This window comes from Bacillus sp. lyk4-R2A-2 (assembly GCF_030209735.1).
Lineage (GTDB): Bacteria > Bacillota > Bacilli > Bacillales > Bacillaceae > Bacillus > Bacillus pumilus.
The window spans coordinates 60752-79468 of sequence record NZ_JARVRK010000002.1; the positions used below are offsets into that span (position 1 = coordinate 60752).

Consider the following 18717-nt stretch of genomic DNA (forward strand, 5'->3'; position numbering starts at 1 on the left):
AAGAATGACATTATCGACTAAAAAGGGATCACCACTTGAGCATGCAGAGAAATTAGCACAAACAATTATGAAAGCGCATACACCAATCGAGCTACCTCCAGCTGGAAGATGGCATTATCATCAAGGCGTTTTTCTTTGCGGTGTGATGAAGCTATATGAGTCAACGAGGAACGAGACGTATTTCAATTATGTGAAAAGCTACGCAGATTCGCTCATTGATGAGTATGGAAACCTGTTATTTCGAAGAGATGAGCTTGATGCGATCCAAGCTGGGCTCATTTTATTCCCTCTTTATGAACGAACAGGAGAGAAGCGGTATGTGCTGGCAGCGGAGAAGCTCCGCGGGCTTTATCGCACATTGAATCGTACATCTGAGGGCGGATTTTGGCATAAAGACAATTATGCTTATCAAATGTGGCTGGATGGTCTCTACATGGGCGGACCTTTTGCCTTAAAGTATGCAAAACTGAAAGATGAAGAGGAACTGGTGGATATGGTGATCCAGCAAGAGCATCTCATGAGAAAGCATACAAAAGATGAAAAAACAGGTCTGTATTATCACGCGTGGGACGAACGAAAAGTGATGCCATGGGCTGATCAAAAGACAGGCTGTTCTCCCGAGTTTTGGGCAAGGTCATTTGGCTGGTATGTTCTTGCATTAGCAGATATGATCGAGGATCTGCCAGAGCAGCATGAAGGGCGAAAGATGTGGAAGGAAACGCTGACAGACATGCTGGAGAGTGTAGCTAGGTACCAGGATCAAGACACAGGTCTCTGGCATCAAATCATTGATAAAGGTACTCATAGCGACAATTGGCTTGAAAGCTCTGGATCGTGTTTATTCATGTACGCCATGGCAAAAGCCATGAACGAAGGGTATGTCAGCCCCCGCTACACAGATCATGTGGTGAAAGCTTACCAAGGCTTAATTCAGCATAAGACGGCTGAGACAGAAAACGGTGATTTTACCATCAATGATATATGTATCGGAACATCTGCTGGATTTTATGATTACTACGTCGGTAGAGAGAGAAGCACAAATGACTTGCACGGGGCAGGCGCTTTTATTATGGCGTTAACTGAGCTAGAGAAGCTGCCTGTTTTTCAAAAGGCATGAAGAGGCAAAAAAGGGCTGTGGCATGGCTCCTCAGCTTTATCGCTGCCTTTTGTTTGTCAGCCTGTCATGGGAAAACAAACGGTATCGATGTTCTGATTTTTTCTGACATGTCAAAGGGGATGAAGGATCAATTAGTCGAGAAGGCTTTTCAAACGGAACAAGAAACGTATAGCGTCCACATCTTTCCGGCGATTCCTGAAAAGCTTCTTGTTGAAATTACCGCCAAAGAGGGGGACATCATGCTTGTCCCGGAAGAAATGTTTCGAACATATGATGATCCTGAAAGCTTTCAGCTGCTTGAAGAGATGGGTATTGATGATCAAGCGGCAGGGCCATATACGATCGAGGATCAAAGGACAGGTAAAACGGTCGATTATGCGGTTCAAGTTAGTAAAGGCACGAAAAAGCTAAACGGCTATACCTTTCGATTACATCGAGATATGGTCGCTTTTATTCCCGTGTATGCAGACAAGTCTAAAGAGGCGCTGTCTCTCATGAAACAGCTTCGTGAAAATCGATAGAAATAGGGGTGGGGACTGTGAAACGGGTCGTAATTTGCGGACTCAGTCAGCGTGCGTTCAATATGTTTATTAAGCCGCTCACAGAGGATTTCAATGAGCATTACAGGATTACAGGGCTTTTAGATATAGATCATCATCGGTATACACTTTGTCAGGAGCGTTTTCCATCACTGCGGGGCGTCTCGTTTTTTCATGAAGAGGCATTTGATCAAATGGTGAAGGAAGCAAAGCCAGATATCGTCATTGTGGCAGGCAGGGATGACACACATGTCACCTATATTTTGCAAGCACTTGACCATGATCTCGATGTCATCACTGAAAAGCCAATGGTCACAACAGCAAAAGACGCCAAAAAAGTAATGGAAAAAGAAAAGGAAAGTAAAGGAAAGGTCACAGTCACTTTCAATTATCGCTACAATCCATTTCATCGAAAGATCAAAGAACTCATTTTAGAAGGAAAGATTGGTAGGGTCACATCTGTTGAACTGAGCTGGCTCATTGATACGTATCATGGCGCTAGTTATTTCAAAAGGTGGAACCGAACGCGGCAATTCTCTGGCGGACTATCCATTCATAAATCGACGCATCATTTTGATTTGGTCAATTGGTGGATCAATCAAAAGCCGAAGCAAGTATTTGCCTATGGGGCGCTGAACTATTACGGAGATAAAAGTCCTTGGAATCCTTTGCAGGGGGAAGAAAACAGGTATTGCGGAACATGTCATGTGAAGGATACATGTCATTATGAAGCAAGGTGGAATCCGAGGGTAGTACGCTCAAATGTCGAGGACGATCATATCGAATCCGGTCAGGAGCAAACGCAGCAATACACCAATTATCGCCCAGACGCCTGTATTTTTGATGAGGAAATTGACATTGAGGATACATATGTGGCATCAGTGGCATATGACCAAGGGGCTCTCTTCAGCTATTCGATTCAATTCTCAGCTCCATATGAAGGATATCGGCTTGCTATAAATGGGACGAAGGGGCGTATTGAAACAAATGAGTTTCATGTGCCATCCAGAATTCCTTTTCAATTCCCAGAACAGACGATTTCTTATTATCCGATGTTTGGAGCAAAAGAGACGATTGAAGTTGTGAAGCAGCCAGGAGGACATGGCGGCGGAGATCCTCTGCTTTTGGCCGATTTATTTATCGGGAAAGATCCTTTAATTCACTATGACATATCAGCAGGGGCAGAGGCTGGTGCTTATTCAATTGCACTTGGGGAAGGCATGTGGCGGTCTGTTGCAGAGAAGCGCCCAATTGACATAGAAGAGTTGCTTCAGAAAGAGACGGTGTCATAAAAAAAAGAGAGGAGGGGAAAGAGATGGATCATGATGGTTCAATGAGCAGAATGCTTCGAATGTGTGAGTGGGTGATGCGACTCGCCTATACAAATTTGCTATGGTTGCTGTTCACCATGCTGGGACTTGGGATCTTTGGATTGATGCCTGCAACCACTGCGTTATTTTCGGTGATGAGAAAGTGGATACAAGGGCATGAGCAAGTGAGCGTTTTCCGGACTTTTTGGAAGGTGTACCGTGAGGAGTTTGTACGCTCTAACTTGATGGGATTGGCGCTATTGATCATAGGAACGATTATATATGTAGACCTTGCGTATATTTATCCAACGAGCTGGTTTTTGCATGTGCTTCGTTTTGCCATTTATATCTTTGGATTTCTCTTTGTTGTGAGCTTGTTTTATATTTTTCCGCTGCTGGCTCATTATGATTGGAAAAAACGTCTCTATCTAAAATTCTCTCTTTTGCTTGGTATCTCATATTTGCAATATACACTCTGTATGCTCGTTTTCTCGGCTCTGCTGTTTGTTCTCTTTGCTTATTTGCCGGGAATCGTGCCGTTCTTTAGTGTGAGTATACTCGCCTATGGTCATATGTGGCTCGCCTATCAAGTATTCAAAAAAGTAGAGTTTGAAAGTGAGCAGCAGACAGCCGAAGTAAAGAAACGCCTGCCGTCTTTCCTGCAATCGAAGCGGGTGAATACACAGTAATGGGGTTCATTTGCTATAATGGTGTCACTGTGATTAAAAGGAGAGATGAGCGTCGTGTCAGTAAAAGAAATCTCAATAGAAGAATTAAAACAAAAGCTAGAGCAAGAAGAAGCCATTCAGCTTGTTGATGTGCGTGAGGACGAGGAAGTAGCAGAAGGAATGATTCCAGAAGCTGTCCACATCCGAATGGGAGATATCCCTGAGAAACTGGATGCATTCGATCAAACGCAGGAGTATTATATTATTTGCCGCTCTGGTAAACGTAGTGAAAATGTCTGCTATTTCCTAGAAGACCAAGGCTATCAAGCGACCAATGTCGTTGGCGGAATGCTTGCTTGGACAGGAGAAACAAAACCGAAGCTGTAAACAGAAGTCCTTTCATCTCATAGATGAAAGGCTTTTTTTGTTCATATGCCCGCCCTCATGTGCATAAAGATAGAGTAGCGAGAGAAGGGAGAGTGGCATATGTGCTAAAGGTAGCTGTCTTTGATGAAGAGCACGAAAAAGATTTGCAGAGCGAAATCAATCTTTTTTTAAAAGGAATGGATGACGACCAAATCATTGACATCAAGTACAATGTAGCAGTGATCTGTGAGCAAGGAGGAGAACAGCTCTACTGTTTTTCTGCCCTCATTTTATATAAAAAATAGGACCTATTTGAAGGGTCCTTTTACTTTGTTTAACTAGCGTCAATATATAAACGATGCTTGTTGCAGTGAACACATTGAAAGAGATAGCCTTGCAGATCTCCGCCGTTGACGAGCCATTGTTTTAGGTTTTCTTTCGTTAATCCCCCGCCGCTGCAAATGTCTTCGATATCTTCTGTGAGCTCTTCCTCTAAATGTTCTATCTCTTTCCAACCGACATACTGGACGATCGCGCAAAAATCTCCGCAATGGCTTAACCAATATTCCTGCTGCCAGCCGCGATAACCTGGCGTTCTAAAGATCAGTTCATCTATATATTCCTCTTGCTCAACGTCATCACAGCTTGCATCGTCTTGAAAGGTGCCATCGTATTTTTTAGCGGCTGAACCATCTTTAATGCACCAAGGGCAAATTCCTTTCACATCTTCAACAGAATAAAATGGACCATGATACACATATTCTCTATCTTTTTCACAAACAGGACATGTCGTAGGCTCTTTTTTGATCACGTTTAACGAAACTGGATCTGGGTTGTACTTGAATGTAGGCAGCGTCATATAAACCTCCATTGTAGAAATGATTTCATTATTATTTTACAGGAATCCTCCTGCTTGCAACAATCTTAAATTGTCTATATAGAAAAAAGCCGTTCTTATGAGGAACGGCTTTCAGCGTGTAGACAAACCCTCGCATTCGGTGTCAGTCCTGCGCGTCGGTACTCACGAATGTTAAATTCGCTCCGTTCCGGTGCTCGTCCTTCCTAGACTGCAAAGGTTTTCTATCACGCTGAAAAGAAGACAAAGGGCTAAAATAAACATCATTTTAGCCCTTTGTCAACAATCTGAAAGCCGTTCTTATGAGGAACGGCTTTTTCGCTTGAGATTATGCTTTTTTTACTCTTGGACTTCGTGGTTTACTGACTTTATTGGCTTGCTTGATGGCTCTTCGTTCATCATTCAGTGACTTGTACAGTGAGACAATCATCAAAATAATGACAACGGAGAACGGCAAGGCAGCGAGCTTGGCTGTATTTTGCAGGGCTTCAAGTCCCCCTGAAAATAAAAGAACGGCAGCAACAGAAGATTGGATGATGCCCCAGCTAACTTTGACACTGCCAGAAGGGTTCAATGATCCATAGGTTGTCTGCATTCCAAGCACAAATGTAGCTGAATCAGCCGATGTAATAAAGAATATAGCGATTAAAATAAGTGCTAGAATCGATGTGATCATCGCCAGCGGATATTCATTTAGTACACCGAAGAGCATTGTTTCTGTTGATAGACCCGCAACATCGACAATATTCTTTTGCTGTAAATCCATCGCAGATACACCGAAAATCGAGAACCATAGGAATACTAGGATAGAAGGAGCCACTAAGACACCTACTAAAAATTCTCGAATCGTTCGTCCGCGTGACACCCTTGCGATAAAGATTCCGACAAATGGTGCCCAAGAAATCCACCATGCCCAATAAAAGATTGTCCATCCATTAATCCATTCTCTCTTCTCAGGATCATTTGGAGATAGACGGAAGCTCATTTGAACGATGTTGGATAAGTATTGCCCAATTGAGTCAGTAAATGAATTTAAGATAAAAACAGTTGGACCTACCAAAAGTAAGAAAAACATCAGAACAGCTGCTAATACCATGTTGATATTACTTAAATATTTAATGCCTTTTCCAATCCCGCTTAGAGCAGATGCAAGGAAAAGCACCGTCACAATCATGATAATGATCAATTGTGTGCTAAAAGCATTCGGAATGTGAAACAGGTAATTCAACCCACCGTTTATTTGTGCCGCGCCTAATCCTAGGCTTGTCGCAACACCAACTACAGTTGCAAATACCGCAATACAATCGATGGTTTTTCCGATCCATCCATTCGTTTTATTTCCTAAAACCGGCTGCAACGTTGCACTGATTAAGCCAGGTGCATCTTTTCTAAATTTAAAGTAAGCAATACAAAGTGCAACAATGGCATAAATAGCCCATGCATGAAGCCCCCAATGGAAAAAAGTATATCGAAGGGAATCTCGGAATGCCTGCGCCGTTTCAGTATCACCCGTTGGTGACTGGATGGCATAGTGGCTGATCGGTTCAGCTGCTCCGTAAAAAACAAGACCAATTCCCATACCGGCACTAAATAGCATCGCAAACCAAGAAAATAAGCCGAATTCAGGCTCTTCCCCAGGTTTTCCTAGCGTAATCTTACCGATTGGGCTAAAAATAAAGAATAGACAAAAGCCGACGAGTAGTGACACCACTAACAAGTAATACCAGCCAAAGTCATTTGTAATGTATGTTTGAATTTGATCTGTGACATTTTGCAGTGTTTCTGGAGAAAAAGCTCCCCATATGACGGCAACAAATGTGATCGCAATCACAATCCAAAATACACTTGATACGTTTTTCACACCATCTCACTCTCCTGTTGTTCTACACGTTTAAGCAGAGGATTTACTTAATATCCCCTAACTCAACTAATTTCAAACAAAAAGAGGCGAGCTTCTCACTCGACCTCTACTTTACCGTAACATGTTTTGCTTCCATTAATCAACTATCGATATGTGAAGAGGATTTTTCTTCGATTCGTTTACGAAGACGATAAACGTATTCTTTTAAACAAACAGCGAAGATGGTAAACGCCAACACAATGGCAACTTTTAATGGGGTAATGGACAGCTTCAAGAAAAAAGCGGCTGTCAAGCTAATAACGACTGCAAATACAATTGGAAATGCACGTCTGATCATTGATCTCTCTCCTTTGCTTCTAGTGCAGCATTCATACCAGCAAGTCTGCCTGTTACAAGTGCTGACGTGATATTGTATCCGCCTGTATAACCATGGATGTCTAGAATTTCTCCGCAGAAATAAAGACCGGGCATTTTTTTAGACGCCATTTTCTTCGGTTCAATTTCTTTCACAGAAACGCCACCTCCTGTAACAAACGCTTTGTCCAAAGAGAGTGTACCATTGGCATGAACGATAAAATGTTTGCAATCATGGGCGAATGCGCGCAGTTTGTCCTTAGCAAGACCAGAAAAAGTGTCTTGCGGATCTATACCGTTCCTCTCTAACAAAAACAATAAATAGCGTTCTTGCATCCAAGACTTTAGGACATTTTTAATGGCTTTTTTTGGTTCATCTTTTAGGTCTCGATGAAGCTTTTGGAAAAGCTCTTCGTCATTAAGCTTCGGATATAAGTCTATTTGCAGACGGACGACCTGCTGCTTTTTCAATTCTTTCACCACAAATCCGCTGCATCTAAGAACAGCTGGGCCGGATAAGCCAAAGTGTGTAAAGATCATATCCATGACATGTGTGACGACGGGTTTTCCCTTTTTATTTAAAACACTGACAGCCACACTTCTTAAAGAAAGCCCTTGGAGCACTTTTTCTTTTATAAAACGTTCATCTGATGTGACCGGTACTTCTGTTGGGAAGAGCTCTGTAATCGTATGACCAGCGGCTTCTGCCCATGCGTAGCCGTCACCAGTAGAACCAGTATGCGGCACACTTTTTCCGCCAACAGCAATCACAACAGCGTTACTTGAAATTTTTTCATCATTATTTGTAACAATTCCGGCTGCTTGTCCGTCTTGATACAGAACTGTTTTAATCTTCTCATTCGTTCGAATGGTCACATTGAGGTTACGGAGCCTGTCTAAAAGGGCATCCACAACAGATTGTGCTTTGTTTGAGACAGGGAACATACGTCCATGGTCTTCTTCTTTAAGTTCAATGCCGAGGTTTTCAAAAAACGAAATAATATCCTCGTTATTGAACTCAGAAAATGCACTATATAAAAAACGACCGTTTCCGGGAATATGCTTGATGATTTCTTCTACTGGAAGGCGATTGGTGACGTTACAGCGTCCACCGCCAGAAATGGCGAGCTTTCTGCCAAGCTTGGTTCCTTTGTCAATTAACAGAACAGTTGCACCGTGCTCTGCTGATGCAATCGCGGCCATCAGTCCAGAAGGTCCACCGCCAATGACAATGACATCATAATGTTTCATGTTACATTCCTCTTTCTACTTTCAGTCATTCATCTATTATAACGAAAATTGGGGAAGGCTGAAATATGAATTGATTGGTTTTGTGCCTTCTGTATTGGATTTGTTACCTGTGCGTCGAAATGATGTGGTAAAATAGTTGAGTTGAATATTCATTAGAAAAATGGTGGTTAAGCGCATGTCTAATAAACTGCTTCGTGGTACGTTGGTTTTAACGATAGGGACTTATCTCTCTCGTATTCTTGGTATGATTTATTTAATTCCATTTAGCGCAATGGTTGGAGCTACTGGTGGAGCGCTATTTCAATATGGATACAATCAGTATACGATCTTTTTAAGTATTGCTACGCTTGGTTTTCCAACAGCGGTATCAAAATTTGTTTCTAAATATAATGCAATTGGCGATTATGAGACAACGAGAAAAATGTTCAGGGCGGGTATGTCGGTCATGCTTGTCACCGGGATTATCGCTTTTTCTCTTTTATATTTGAGTGCACCAATTTTCGCCAAGATTCAGCTTGGCGGATCAAATGAAACAGGCGGTTTGACCGTCGACCAAGTGGTATATGTGATTCGGATGGTCAGTTTAGGTCTTTTGGTTGTACCAATTATGAGTCTCGTGCGAGGGTTCTTCCAAGGACACTCTATGATGGGACCGACAGCTGTTTCCCAAGTCATCGAGCAGCTTGTCAGAATCATCTTCCTATTAACAGCAACGTTTATTATTTTAAAAGTGCTTGACGGCGGTCTTGTCATCGCTGTCGGATATGCTACATTTGCAGCACTTATCGGCGCATTTGGCGGCTTATTCACGCTTTATTTATATTGGCTGAAGCGCAAGGATCGGCTCTTATCCATGCAGCCGAATACAGGTGCTTCCTCTGACTTATCTTATAAGCAAATGTTTACAGAGCTATTTAGCTATGCCGCACCGTATGTGTTTGTTGGACTGGCGATTCCAATTTATTCTTATATAGATACAAACACGATTAACAGAGCCATGATTGCATCAGGCCATCAGGATATTAGTACAGCGGTATTGTCTATTGTGACGTTATATTTACCGAAGCTCGTGATGATTCCTGTGTCCCTTGCAACAGCGTTTGGCTTAACCTTGATTCCAACGATTACGGAATCATTTACAGCTCGTAACTACAAGCTGCTCAATAGACAAATTGATCAGACGATGCAGGTCATATTATTTTTCGTGCTGCCTGCTTCATTTGGTATCTCAGCATTAGCTGGACCGGTTTATTGGTTTTTCTATCCGTCTGTTCATCCTGAGATTGGGATGTCAATTTTGTTCTGGTATGCACCTGTTGCGTTATTGTTTTCTTTATTCACCATTAATGCAGCGATTTTGCAGGGAATTAATAAACAAAAATTTGCCATCGTCAGTCTGTTGTTAGGGATCATCATTAAAACGGTTCTGAACATTCCGCTAATCAGCTGGCTGCAAGGAAATGGTTCTGTGCTTGCGACTGCGTTAGGCTATAGTGCGTCCATCTTGTATATGTTTATCATGATTAAGCGCCATGCCGGCTATTCGTTCCGCAGGATTTTCAAACGATTTATTCTCATTGGTATTTTGACTGCGATTATGGCTGTAGTGGCGTATGCGACATGTCAGCTTGTGAGCCAAGTGATTTCGTATGAAGGTGGAATTATTAACGCGGGTATCGTCATTTTAATTTCAATGATCACTGGCGGCGGTGTGTATCTGTTCTTGTCATATAAGGTAGGATTACTTGAGCGTGTACTCGGCAGCCGTATGCCCAAATTTTTAAGAAAAAAGAGTTAAGAAGAGGTGGAGTTTCATGAGGCTTGATAAATTGCTTGCTAGCAGCGGCTTTGGTTCAAGAAAAGATGTAAAGAAGCTGGTCAAGGCACGGGCAGTCACCGTGAATGGAGAACTGGCGAAGCAGGTGAAAGATCATGTTGATCCATCGAATGATGAAGTGCTCGTACACGGAGAGCGTGTAGAATATAAAGAATTCATTTACTTAATGATGAACAAACCAGATGGGGTCATCTCAGCTACTGAAGATTTGCGGGATGAAACGGTCGTCGATTTACTTGAGCCGGAGGATATCGCAAGGGAGCCATTTCCTGTCGGGAGACTAGACAAGGATACAGTCGGTCTTCTCCTCCTCACAAATGATGGACAGCTTGCTCATCAATTACTTTCTCCAAAAAAGCATGTGCCAAAAACGTACGAGGTTCATTTGAAATATCCATTAGGAGATCAAGACATCAAGCGTCTTGAAGAGGGTGTTGTCATTTTAGATGATTACCGCACGAAGCCGGCAAAGGTTGAAGTAGATGCGAATGAAAGTGAAGATACACGCATCCGTTTAACAATTACTGAAGGAAAGTACCATCAAGTGAAGCTGATGGCGCAAGCAGTGGGAAATGAAGTCATCTTTTTAAAAAGACGCTCGATGGGGGCTATCTCTTTAGATGAAGATCTAGCGCCAGGGGAGTACCGTGAATTGACGGACGAAGAATTAGACAGCTTAATCAATCGACCATAAATGTAGAACAAAAGAAAAGAACCGGCATGTCGCCGGTTCTTTTTGTTATATGGACAGTTCATTATACGCTTAAGATGATATTTTTACTTTTTTTCTCGTTGTTTCCCATTTGCCTCTGCTTGGACTATGAACAAGATCGTTATAGGCAAGCACGTTTAAGTCTCTTTGAATGGTTCTAGGTGTGATCCCGAATTCATCAACCAGCTCTTGTGTCGTCACAAGACCTTTCTCTTGAATGAACATATAGACTGATTTTATTCGAGTCATCATACGGTTTGTTGAAGGTTTCAAAAAACCACTCCCTATCAATAAGATCGGATGGACTTGACTAACCACAACTTACTACACTAAAACTGCGAAATAAGGACATGCAACAATGGTAAATGTTCGTGTTTCTTAATGTTTTATTCTATTATACACGTTATTATGCATCTAGTTCCACCAAAAAGTCAACTTTACATGTTATTTAACTTGTCTTCATGAATCGAAACATGGTATATACCATGTTTTGAATTCGGTTACAACCCAATGGGCGTAAGGCGTATGGAGAATACTGTCACATTCAAACGTCCAAAAATGAAACACAGAAAATTTACAAAATAAAAAATTCACTCATCTTAAAAAGACACATCCCTTGTTAGAATGTGCCTTTTTTGTTTCTGTTATCCTTCTAAGAAAAAGAGCTGAATGAAAAATAAAATGGCAAAGATGAGAACAAGTACATGTACTTCTCTCCATTTCCCTTTTGCCAGTTTCACAAGTGGATATGAAATAAATCCAAGTGAAATTCCGGTTGAAATACTAGATGTCAGCGGCATGGAAAGGATCACTAGAAAAGCAGGGAATGCTTCGTCTAGCTCGTTCCAGCGAATGCGTGACACGGAGTTCATCATCAAGCACCCGACAATGATGAGAACAGGTGATGTGATGGATGGTAAAGAAGAAATGGCTTGAACGAGCGGGCCAAAAAACAATGCCACAATAAACAATGCAGCGACCGTTAAAGACGTTAGCCCGGTTCTTCCGCCAGCAGCAACCCCAGATGATGATTCAATATAAGCTGTTGTTGGGCTTGTCCCAAACATAGAACCGATCGTCGTTGCAGCAGAATCAGCGAGCAGGGCTCTGCGTACCTTTGGCAGCTGCCCATTTTTCATGAGTCCTGCTTGTTCGGCCACTCCGATCATTGTGCCCGTTGTATCAAAAATCGTCACTAGTAAGAAGGAGAAGACGACAGCGTATAAATGATGAGAGAATACATCGCCGAAGGCAGCGAATGGGTTTGTAATCAGCATGCCTTCTGGTAGTGCAGGGATGTCCATCAGCATTTTCGGAAAATGAAGCTGGCCTGTTACGACCGCAATCAGTGTCGTCGCTAACATGCCGATAAACAGAGCGCCATTTACTTGAAGTACCATTAAAATAACAGAGATCATTAAGCCGACAAGCGTTAAAATGACAACAGGCGAGCTTAAGTTGCCAAGCTTCACTAAATTTTCCGGGTCAGCTGCGATAATCCCAGACTGACGGAGGCCGATAAATGCAATAAAAAGCCCGATTCCGGCTGTAATGCCGTATTTTAAATTATCTGGAATGGCTTGAATCAGTTGTTTTCTAAGGGATGTTAACGATAAAATAATAAAGAGTATTCCAGCAACAAATACCGCACTGAACGCTGTTTGATAGCTGATGCCGCCACCACCGACAACTGTAAAGGTGAAATAGACATTCAGCCCCATGCCTGGTGCAATCGCAATCGGATAGTTTGCAAATAGTGCCATCCAGAGTGTACCGACGACAGCAGCGATAATTGTTGCAGTAAAGACTTGGTCAAAAGGAATGCCTGCTTTTGAAAGAATTCCTGGGTTAACGGCAACAATATATACCATAGTAAAGAATGTCGTCATACCAGCGATTAATTCTCTCTTTATGTTGGTTTGGTTTTCTTTTAACTGAAACATAAAATCCTCCATTTACGAACATTATTACAAAACAATTAATATAATATTCGTTTTAAGGGTGGATTGCAACCTTTTTTCAAGGAGGAATGGAAAAATGAATTGGGAAGCTGAAGTCATACGAAAAAAAGACGATTTGATTGAGGACACACAATCTTTTTTACAAATTGAAAGTGTCCTTGATGAAGAAGGTGGAAAAGAAGGAAAGCCATTTGGTGAAAAAGTCGATCAGGCCCTTCAGTATATGCTGAAAAAAGGGGAAGACGAAGGATTCACAGTCAAGAATGTGGATGGCTATGCAGGTCATATTGAATATGGAGAAGGCGAAGACATTGTAGGTGTGCTATGCCATGTGGACGTTGTGCCTGCTGGTGACGGCTGGACAACCCCGCCATTTTCAGCGGACATAAGAGAAAATAAAATATTTGCACGAGGCGCCATTGATGATAAAGGGCCAACCATGGCGGCTTTCTACGCACTGAAGATGTTAAAAGATACAGGGATGAAGCTGTCAAAAAAGATTCGAATGATCATTGGAACAGATGAAGAAAGTGATTGGCGCTGTGTGGACCATTATTTCAAGCACGAGGCGATGCCGCAAATTGGATTTGCACCAGATGCTGATTTTCCGATTATTCATGCTGAAAAAGGGATCATTGATGCCATTGTGTCATTTACATATCAACATACAGAACAACATCAGCGCTATACGCTCAAGCAATTCACATCGGGTATGCGGCTGAATATGGTGCCGGATGAGGCAACTGCCACTGTGACAGCGGCACAAGAACACGATGCTGAATCATTAAAAACAGCTTTTGAAGCTTATCTTGCTGACAATCAATTATCAGGTGAGGTAAAGAATGTAGCGGATGGACTGCATTTCACATTAAAAGGTGAATCAGTTCATGCTATGGAGCCGGCGCATGGCATCAATGCGGGTATTCATATGGCCAATTTCCTATGTGGACAAGAATTAGATGAAGACGGGCTTGCTTTTACCTCCCAAATCAACGCTTTATTTGATCAGGATACACGAGGGAAAAAGCTGGGGATTGCTTGCAAAGATGACATTAGCGGAGATTTGACCTTGAATGTTGGCACGATCCGCTATACACAAAGCGGGGAAGCGAAGCTAGGATTAAATGTCCGCTATCCAGTGACAGCAGACGGCAAGGACGTTAAAAAAGGGATCGAAGGCATCAAAGGGGCTACCCTTCTAAAATTTGATGACAGCCCCCCGCATCACGTCTCAAAAGATCACCCGCTTGTCAAAACATTGCAGCGGGTATATGAGGAACAAACGGGAGATCCAGCTCACCTGATTGCCATTGGTGGAGGAACGTATGCGAGATCTTTAGAAGCAGGCGTTGCCTTTGGTCCTCTCTTCCCTGGCAGACCAGATTGCGCACACCAGAAGGATGAATATATCGAAATCGATGATCTACTAAGAGCAACCGCTCTATACGCACAAGCCATGTATGAATTGGCAAAATAGAAAAAGAGAAGAGGGATTCACAGTGAAAAAAATGTTCTTATGCTCTTCATTCAAAGACAGCTATTCTCTCTTATCTGACTTTACGGGTGAATCATTAAAAGGAAAACGCGTGACATTTTTCCCAACAGCTAGTGCTGTGGAAGAAGTCACGCACTATGTGGAGGCAGCGAAAGAAGCCTTTCATCAACTCGGTATGCAGCTAGAAATCGTTCAAATAGCTGAGCAGTCTACCGAAGAAATCATAAAGATGATAAAACAAAATGATGTGGTGTACGTATCAGGAGGCAACACCTTCTATTTGCTGCAGGAATTGAGAAAGCACGGTCTCGATGACGTGCTAAAAGAAGAAATCAATAAAGGCAAGCTGTACATTGGCGAATCCGCAGGGAGTATCATCATGGCGCCAAGCATTGAATATATCTCCGTGATGGATGATCGGCAGAAGGCACCAGAGCTTTCATCTTATCAAGGATTCAATGAGATAAGCTACTGTCCGGTACCGCATATGTACAATACCTATTTAGGCGAGGCTGCGCAGCAAATCATGGAGCAGTATGAGCAGACGCTCGATTTATGCCCGCTTACTGATGAGCAGGCTTTACTCATCACAGGGGAGCAGGCTGAGGTGAAGTCCGACAAATCGTCCTAGCCTTGAAACAGCATGTAGACAAACCCTCGCATTCGGTGTCAGTCCTGCGCGCCGGTACTCACGAATGTCAAATTCGCTCCGTTCCGGTGCTCGCCCTTCCTAGGGCTGCAAAGGTTTTCTATCACGCTGAAAAGAAGACAAAGGGCTAAAATCAAGATCATTTTAGCCCTTTGTCAACAATCTGAAAGGAACAGGGATTCATGACCCTGTTCCTTTTTTAATCTTGAAAAACATCACTTGATAAGTATCGTTCGCCTGTATCTGCTGTCATACAGATCACCATTTGATCTGCCGGCAATTGCTTGGCTGTTTCAATCGCAGCATAGCAGGCTGCACCAGAGGATGGACCAACTAAAATTCCTTCAATACGGGCAAGCTGACGTGTGATATTGTACGCATCTTCATCGCTTACTTGCACGATTTCATCATAGACATGCTCGTTTAAAATTTTGGGAATAAATCCTGGGCTTGTGCCAACAAGTTTATGTTTGCCAGGTGTCCCGCCAGATAAGACTGGAGATCCCTTCGGCTCTGCCACACGTATGGTCAAATGAGGGAAAGCCTTCTTTAATTCCTCTCCAGTGCCTGTAATGGTTCCGCCAGTTCCTGCTGTTGCGACAAAGGCTCCAAGGGGCTTTCCAAGTTGCTTGACAGCTTCCATGATTTCAACAGCCGTTGTGCCTCTATGGGCATCTGGATTCGCTCTATTATCAAATTGCATCGGGATAAAGCTATGAGGAATTTGAGCTGCCAGCTCCTCTGCCTTGCGAATACAGCCTGGCATTTTTTCTTCTCCTGGGGTTAAAACGACCTGCGCCCCGTAAGCCTTCAAAATATTGATTCGTTCCTTTGTCATCGTATCAGGCATCACAAGGATGGCTTGATACCCTCTAGCTGCTGCATTCATAGCTAAACCAATCCCTGTATTCCCACTCGTCGGTTCAATAATGGTCGCTCCTTTTGTAAGCTTCCCTTGCCTTTCAGCCTCGACGATCATATTGTAAGCAGCGCGGTCCTTCACACTGCCGCTAGGATTAAACGATTCCAGCTTTAAATAAACAGCTGCCGCATTGTCTGGCTGAAGCCGCTGTAATTGAACAAGTGGTGTATCGCCAATCAGCTCCGCTATATTTTGTGCAACCTTCATCATGTGACACCCTTTCTTCTCATTCCGCATTTCTTTAGTTATACTATCATCAATGGGGATTCGTAAAGCTTGTTATAAAAGGACAGGTGATATTGTGTCAGAAAACCGTCATTATTTTATTGGGGTTCAAATCCCTGAACAACTTGCGCATCAAATCAAAAAAGACATTGATCAAAGAAGCGGACTGTCTTTTCAAAAATGGACAGCACCACATGATTATCATGTGACCTTGATCTTTTTAGGTGCCATTCCAGATGAGCGCTTAAAGAAGATCATCGAGCTGCTTGAGATCCTCTCAAAGGAAGCCACTGCATTTTCACTAGAGCTGAATGAGGTCGGACAGTTTGGCACGAAGGAACGACCGAGAGTCTTTTTTGCAAAACCTGATGAAAGTGAACCACTCATGCAATTAAGAGAAAAGGTGAGAGCAGCCGTATTGTCAGCAGGACATCCTGTTGAAAAGAGACCGTTTCATCCGCATATGACGATTGCGCGCAAATGGAACGCGGATCACTCTTTTGCAGAACAAGCGCCTTTACGCAAAGAGCCATACGTGATAGAGGTTTCTTGTATGACTCTATATGAAATACGCCCGAGAGAAACCCCGCGTTATCACGCAATCAAACAATTTGCACTACATAAATGATTCTAAAAGTTGGAGTGAGCAGCAGATGGCGCAAATTATCAAAATTCAAGATTATATATCACGATATGAACAAGACCCGCATCACTACATCAATCAATTCATTCGATTGAAAAAGCAAAGGTGGGACGAGTTAAAAAAAGCTTCAAAAGAGAAGACGCAGCATTCATTTGACCAAATCTCTGAACAAGCGCCTGAACAAGAGGAGGAAAAGAGAAAGAAATTCTCCTTAAAGAGAAAGCAAAAAGAAGCCGATATGAAGAAGGAACGGGACCTGAGTCTTTTTAACGAGCCGACAGATATAGAGCAAGGTGTCTTTACAAACGTTCCTACAGATGAAACGAAGCTCATTCATTTTTTTAAGGATCATCTATATGATGTTCAATTAAAATGGGCGAGCTCGACGATTTCCAACATTTCGACCGTTTCCCATCACATTCGGTATGACGAAAAGCTGCGCATGCTTGCTAGGCAGCTTCCGGATTCATATTTTGTGATGTACAAACCGGTGCTGCTCATTCAAAAAGCAGAGATGGAATTATGTCCAGTCCTCATTACGCCGCTGGAAGTGATTTGTTTATCCTTCTTAGAGGCAGAGCCTGACAGCGTATATATCGGAACGAAGGAACGTTTTTGGGAAAAGCGGGCGAATGGGAAAGCGGTTCAGTCCGTTTTGAATCCTTGCGCAAGCCTTCTACGCTCTGGCACCGTCGTGTCAAAGATCTTACAGCAAAGCGGTGTCCATCTTCCTGTGAAAAAAATCCTGATCAGCCGTACCTCGTATATTGACTTACCGGAAGTTCCATACGGGATGGAGGTTGTCGATAAGAAGAAGGCGGAAGATTGGTTTGAAAAGCAGCGGAAAAATACTGCGCCGACAAAGCATCAGCAATTTAAGGCGACAAAAGCATTGCTTGCTTATGGTGAATCAGACAGCAAAAGAAGGCAGGAATGGCTCGATTAAAGGCATAATGGAAGGTCACGAAAAATGAGACCTGAGTGGAGCTAATATATGAATGAATGGTACTTTATCGTTAATCCAGCAGCAGGACATGGAAAAGGACTTCGTACATGGAGGAGCATAGAGAAAGAACTACAAAGGGTGGAGATCTCATATCGATCGTTTCTCACCCAGCATGAAGGTCATGCAGAAGTATTGGCAAGACAAATTAGCGCCATGCAAGATGACAGGCTAAAGCGCCTGATTGTCATTGGCGGTGACGGAACCATTCATGAAGTCCTAAATGGCTTAAAGGAAATGGATCATGTGCAGCTAAGCTTTGTCCCTGCCGGTCATTGGAATGATGCGGCGAAGGGCCTTGGCATCCATCGTCAAGATGTCCTAAAAGAAGTGAGAAAGCAAAAAAGAATGCTCACCAAAACATTTTCACTCGGCTCCTTTCAAGATCACGCAGAAAGCGCACAATCCGTTCTCTTTATCAATCATATCGGTGCTGGGTTTGATGCGCATGTGCTAAGGAAAACAGTGCATTTCAGAGGAAAAAAGTGGCTGAAACGACTGGGGCTTGGGTTTATCATCTACCCGCTGTCATTTCTCCATTCTTTATGGTCCTTTAAGCCGTTCGACCTTGCACTGTTTATTGAAAACGAGAAGAAGGTCTTTCGCCAAGTGTGGTTTGTGATTGTTTGTAATCACCCCTATTACGGAGGTGGGCTGGAAGCAGCGCCAGAAGTAAGCGCAAGGCAGCCAGGCTTTCAAACACTCGTTGTCACAGATTTGAATCCATTTAAAGTGCTCTTGTTTCTAAGTGCGATGGTGTTTCGCAAGCACCTTGGAATGAAGGGCGTTACCCTGTTTCAGCACGAAGAAGCGTACTTGGAGGCAGATGGAAAAATCTTATTTCATGCAGATGGAGAAGTGATCGGCGCAACGCCTGTTTTTGTGAAGGCGAGTGAATACTCCTTAAAATTACGTGCTTAAATCACTTATCGTGAATGTCTTAGTCAA

Annotated in this window: 20 protein-coding genes; 13 read left to right on the top strand and 7 right to left on the bottom strand. The window is 42.9% G+C overall.

What is annotated here, in order from left to right; genetic code table 11:
- Positions 1–4 precede the first annotated feature (4 nt).
- From QRN39_RS02055 to QRN39_RS02080, 6 genes are all read left to right on the top strand, one after another.
- The gene (locus tag QRN39_RS02055) at positions 5–1117 is read left to right on the top strand and encodes a glycoside hydrolase family 88/105 protein (RefSeq protein WP_251190205.1); all 1113 of its coding nucleotides are present in this window, start codon (positions 5–7) and stop codon (positions 1115–1117) included.
- On the top strand, positions 1114–1638 hold the full coding sequence (locus QRN39_RS02060) for a hypothetical protein (protein ID WP_050943533.1): 525 nt from the start codon (positions 1114–1116) through the stop codon (positions 1636–1638). Before QRN39_RS02055 ends, QRN39_RS02060 begins: the two co-directional genes overlap by 4 nt.
- Before the next feature lie 17 nt (positions 1639–1655).
- Positions 1656–2948 carry a Gfo/Idh/MocA family protein gene (locus QRN39_RS02065; RefSeq protein WP_284906065.1) on the top strand — a complete coding sequence of 431 codons (1293 nt, stop codon included), beginning with the start codon at positions 1656–1658 and terminating at the stop codon, positions 2946–2948.
- Positions 2949–2971: 23 nt separating this feature from the next.
- On the top strand, positions 2972–3655 hold the full coding sequence (locus QRN39_RS02070; protein WP_284906066.1) for a YesL family protein: 684 nt from the start codon (positions 2972–2974) through the stop codon (positions 3653–3655).
- Positions 3656–3709: 54 nt separating this feature from the next.
- Entirely contained in the window at positions 3710–4021 is a 312-nt protein-coding gene (locus tag QRN39_RS02075; protein ID WP_003217560.1) for a rhodanese-like domain-containing protein, read from the top strand.
- A 101-nt stretch (positions 4022–4122) separates the two neighbouring features.
- Positions 4123–4305, top strand: coding sequence for a sporulation protein Cse60 (locus QRN39_RS02080; RefSeq protein ID WP_003217582.1), 183 nt, complete (start codon positions 4123–4125; stop codon positions 4303–4305).
- A gap of 29 nt (positions 4306–4334) precedes the next feature.
- Here QRN39_RS02080 and QRN39_RS02085 read toward each other — a convergent pair whose 3' ends face one another.
- The 4 genes from QRN39_RS02085 to QRN39_RS02100 all read right to left on the bottom strand — a co-directional run bounded on the left by QRN39_RS02085 (position 4335) and on the right by QRN39_RS02100 (position 8322).
- On the bottom strand, positions 4335–4859 hold the full coding sequence (locus tag QRN39_RS02085) for a CbrC family protein (RefSeq protein WP_106065788.1): 525 nt from the start codon (positions 4857–4859) through the stop codon (positions 4335–4337).
- Positions 4860–5184: 325 nt separating this feature from the next.
- Entirely contained in the window at positions 5185–6717 is a 1533-nt protein-coding gene (gene opuD / locus QRN39_RS02090) for a glycine betaine transporter OpuD (protein ID WP_003217541.1), read from the bottom strand.
- Between the two features lie 139 nt (positions 6718–6856).
- Entirely contained in the window at positions 6857–7054 is a 198-nt protein-coding gene (locus QRN39_RS02095) for a hypothetical protein (protein ID WP_106065786.1), read from the bottom strand.
- Complete coding sequence (locus QRN39_RS02100) at positions 7051–8322, bottom strand: BaiN/RdsA family NAD(P)/FAD-dependent oxidoreductase (protein WP_212046416.1); 1272 nt, start codon at positions 8320–8322, stop codon at positions 7051–7053. Before QRN39_RS02100 ends, QRN39_RS02095 begins: the two co-directional genes overlap by 4 nt.
- 175 nt (positions 8323–8497) lie before the next feature.
- Here QRN39_RS02100 and QRN39_RS02105 point away from each other — a divergent pair, with 175 nt between their 5' ends.
- The gene (locus QRN39_RS02105; protein ID WP_003217649.1) at positions 8498–10120 is read left to right on the top strand and encodes a putative polysaccharide biosynthesis protein; all 1623 of its coding nucleotides are present in this window, start codon (positions 8498–8500) and stop codon (positions 10118–10120) included.
- 16 nt (positions 10121–10136) lie between these two features.
- Positions 10137–10853 (top strand): pseudouridine synthase, encoded by a 717-nt coding sequence (locus QRN39_RS02110; RefSeq protein ID WP_050943540.1) that lies wholly within the window; start codon positions 10137–10139, stop codon positions 10851–10853.
- Between the two features lie 69 nt (positions 10854–10922).
- Here the strand turns inward: QRN39_RS02110 and QRN39_RS02115 are convergent, their stop codons facing one another.
- Together QRN39_RS02115 and QRN39_RS02120 are read right to left on the bottom strand one after the other, a co-directional pair.
- Entirely contained in the window at positions 10923–11144 is a 222-nt protein-coding gene (locus QRN39_RS02115) for a DeoR family transcriptional regulator (RefSeq protein WP_008356419.1), read from the bottom strand.
- A 371-nt stretch (positions 11145–11515) separates the two neighbouring features.
- Positions 11516–12814, bottom strand: a complete 1299-nt coding sequence (locus QRN39_RS02120; protein ID WP_050943541.1) for an NCS2 family permease — start codon at positions 12812–12814, stop codon at positions 11516–11518.
- Positions 12815–12908: 94 nt separating this feature from the next.
- Between QRN39_RS02120 and pepV the strand changes: the two genes are divergently transcribed.
- Positions 12909–14309, top strand: a complete 1401-nt coding sequence (pepV, locus tag QRN39_RS02125) for a dipeptidase PepV (protein ID WP_212046415.1) — start codon at positions 12909–12911, stop codon at positions 14307–14309.
- 22 nt (positions 14310–14331) lie between these two features.
- Positions 14332–14958 carry a Type 1 glutamine amidotransferase-like domain-containing protein gene (locus QRN39_RS02130; protein ID WP_003217567.1) on the top strand — a complete coding sequence of 209 codons (627 nt, stop codon included), beginning with the start codon at positions 14332–14334 and terminating at the stop codon, positions 14956–14958.
- A 217-nt stretch (positions 14959–15175) separates the two neighbouring features.
- Here the strand turns inward: QRN39_RS02130 and cysK are convergent, their stop codons facing one another.
- The gene (gene cysK / locus QRN39_RS02135) at positions 15176–16105 is read right to left on the bottom strand and encodes a cysteine synthase A (RefSeq protein ID WP_411512301.1); all 930 of its coding nucleotides are present in this window, start codon (positions 16103–16105) and stop codon (positions 15176–15178) included.
- A 94-nt stretch (positions 16106–16199) separates the two neighbouring features.
- On the opposite strand from cysK, the gene thpR reads away from it, so the two are divergent.
- From thpR to QRN39_RS02150, 3 genes are read left to right on the top strand one after another with little or no spacing between them, the layout of a single operon-like run.
- On the top strand, positions 16200–16751 hold the full coding sequence (gene thpR / locus QRN39_RS02140) for an RNA 2',3'-cyclic phosphodiesterase (protein WP_284906081.1): 552 nt from the start codon (positions 16200–16202) through the stop codon (positions 16749–16751).
- Between the two features lie 25 nt (positions 16752–16776).
- Positions 16777–17712, top strand: coding sequence for a hypothetical protein (locus QRN39_RS02145; protein WP_106033037.1), 936 nt, complete (start codon positions 16777–16779; stop codon positions 17710–17712).
- A gap of 48 nt (positions 17713–17760) precedes the next feature.
- On the top strand, positions 17761–18690 hold the full coding sequence (locus QRN39_RS02150; protein WP_284906085.1) for a YegS/Rv2252/BmrU family lipid kinase: 930 nt from the start codon (positions 17761–17763) through the stop codon (positions 18688–18690).
- Positions 18691–18717 lie beyond the last annotated feature (27 nt).

What these genes read in the sequence shown, in the direction of transcription:
- QRN39_RS02055 (WP_251190205.1), top strand. Translation starts at nt 5, where the DNA reads ATGACATTATCGACTAAAAAGGGATCACCACTTGAGCATGCAGAGAAA.
- QRN39_RS02060 (WP_050943533.1), top strand. Translation starts at nt 1,114, where the DNA reads ATGAAGAGGCAAAAAAGGGCTGTGGCATGGCTCCTCAGCTTTATCGCT.
- QRN39_RS02070 (WP_284906066.1), top strand. Translation starts at nt 2,972, where the DNA reads ATGGATCATGATGGTTCAATGAGCAGAATGCTTCGAATGTGTGAGTGG.
- QRN39_RS02085 (WP_106065788.1), bottom strand. Translation starts at nt 4,859, where the DNA reads ATGACGCTGCCTACATTCAAGTACAACCCAGATCCAGTTTCGTTAAAC.
- QRN39_RS02095 (WP_106065786.1), bottom strand. Translation starts at nt 7,054, where the DNA reads ATGATCAGACGTGCATTTCCAATTGTATTTGCAGTCGTTATTAGCTTG.
- QRN39_RS02100 (WP_212046416.1), bottom strand. Translation starts at nt 8,322, where the DNA reads ATGAAACATTATGATGTCATTGTCATTGGCGGTGGACCTTCTGGACTG.
- QRN39_RS02105 (WP_003217649.1), top strand. Translation starts at nt 8,498, where the DNA reads ATGTCTAATAAACTGCTTCGTGGTACGTTGGTTTTAACGATAGGGACT.
- QRN39_RS02110 (WP_050943540.1), top strand. Translation starts at nt 10,137, where the DNA reads ATGAGGCTTGATAAATTGCTTGCTAGCAGCGGCTTTGGTTCAAGAAAA.
- QRN39_RS02120 (WP_050943541.1), bottom strand. Translation starts at nt 12,814, where the DNA reads ATGTTTCAGTTAAAAGAAAACCAAACCAACATAAAGAGAGAATTAATC.
- pepV (WP_212046415.1), top strand. Translation starts at nt 12,909, where the DNA reads ATGAATTGGGAAGCTGAAGTCATACGAAAAAAAGACGATTTGATTGAG.
- cysK (WP_411512301.1), bottom strand. Translation starts at nt 16,105, where the DNA reads ATGAAGGTTGCACAAAATATAGCGGAGCTGATTGGCGATACACCACTT.
- QRN39_RS02145 (WP_106033037.1), top strand. Translation starts at nt 16,777, where the DNA reads ATGGCGCAAATTATCAAAATTCAAGATTATATATCACGATATGAACAA.
- QRN39_RS02150 (WP_284906085.1), top strand. Translation starts at nt 17,761, where the DNA reads ATGAATGAATGGTACTTTATCGTTAATCCAGCAGCAGGACATGGAAAA.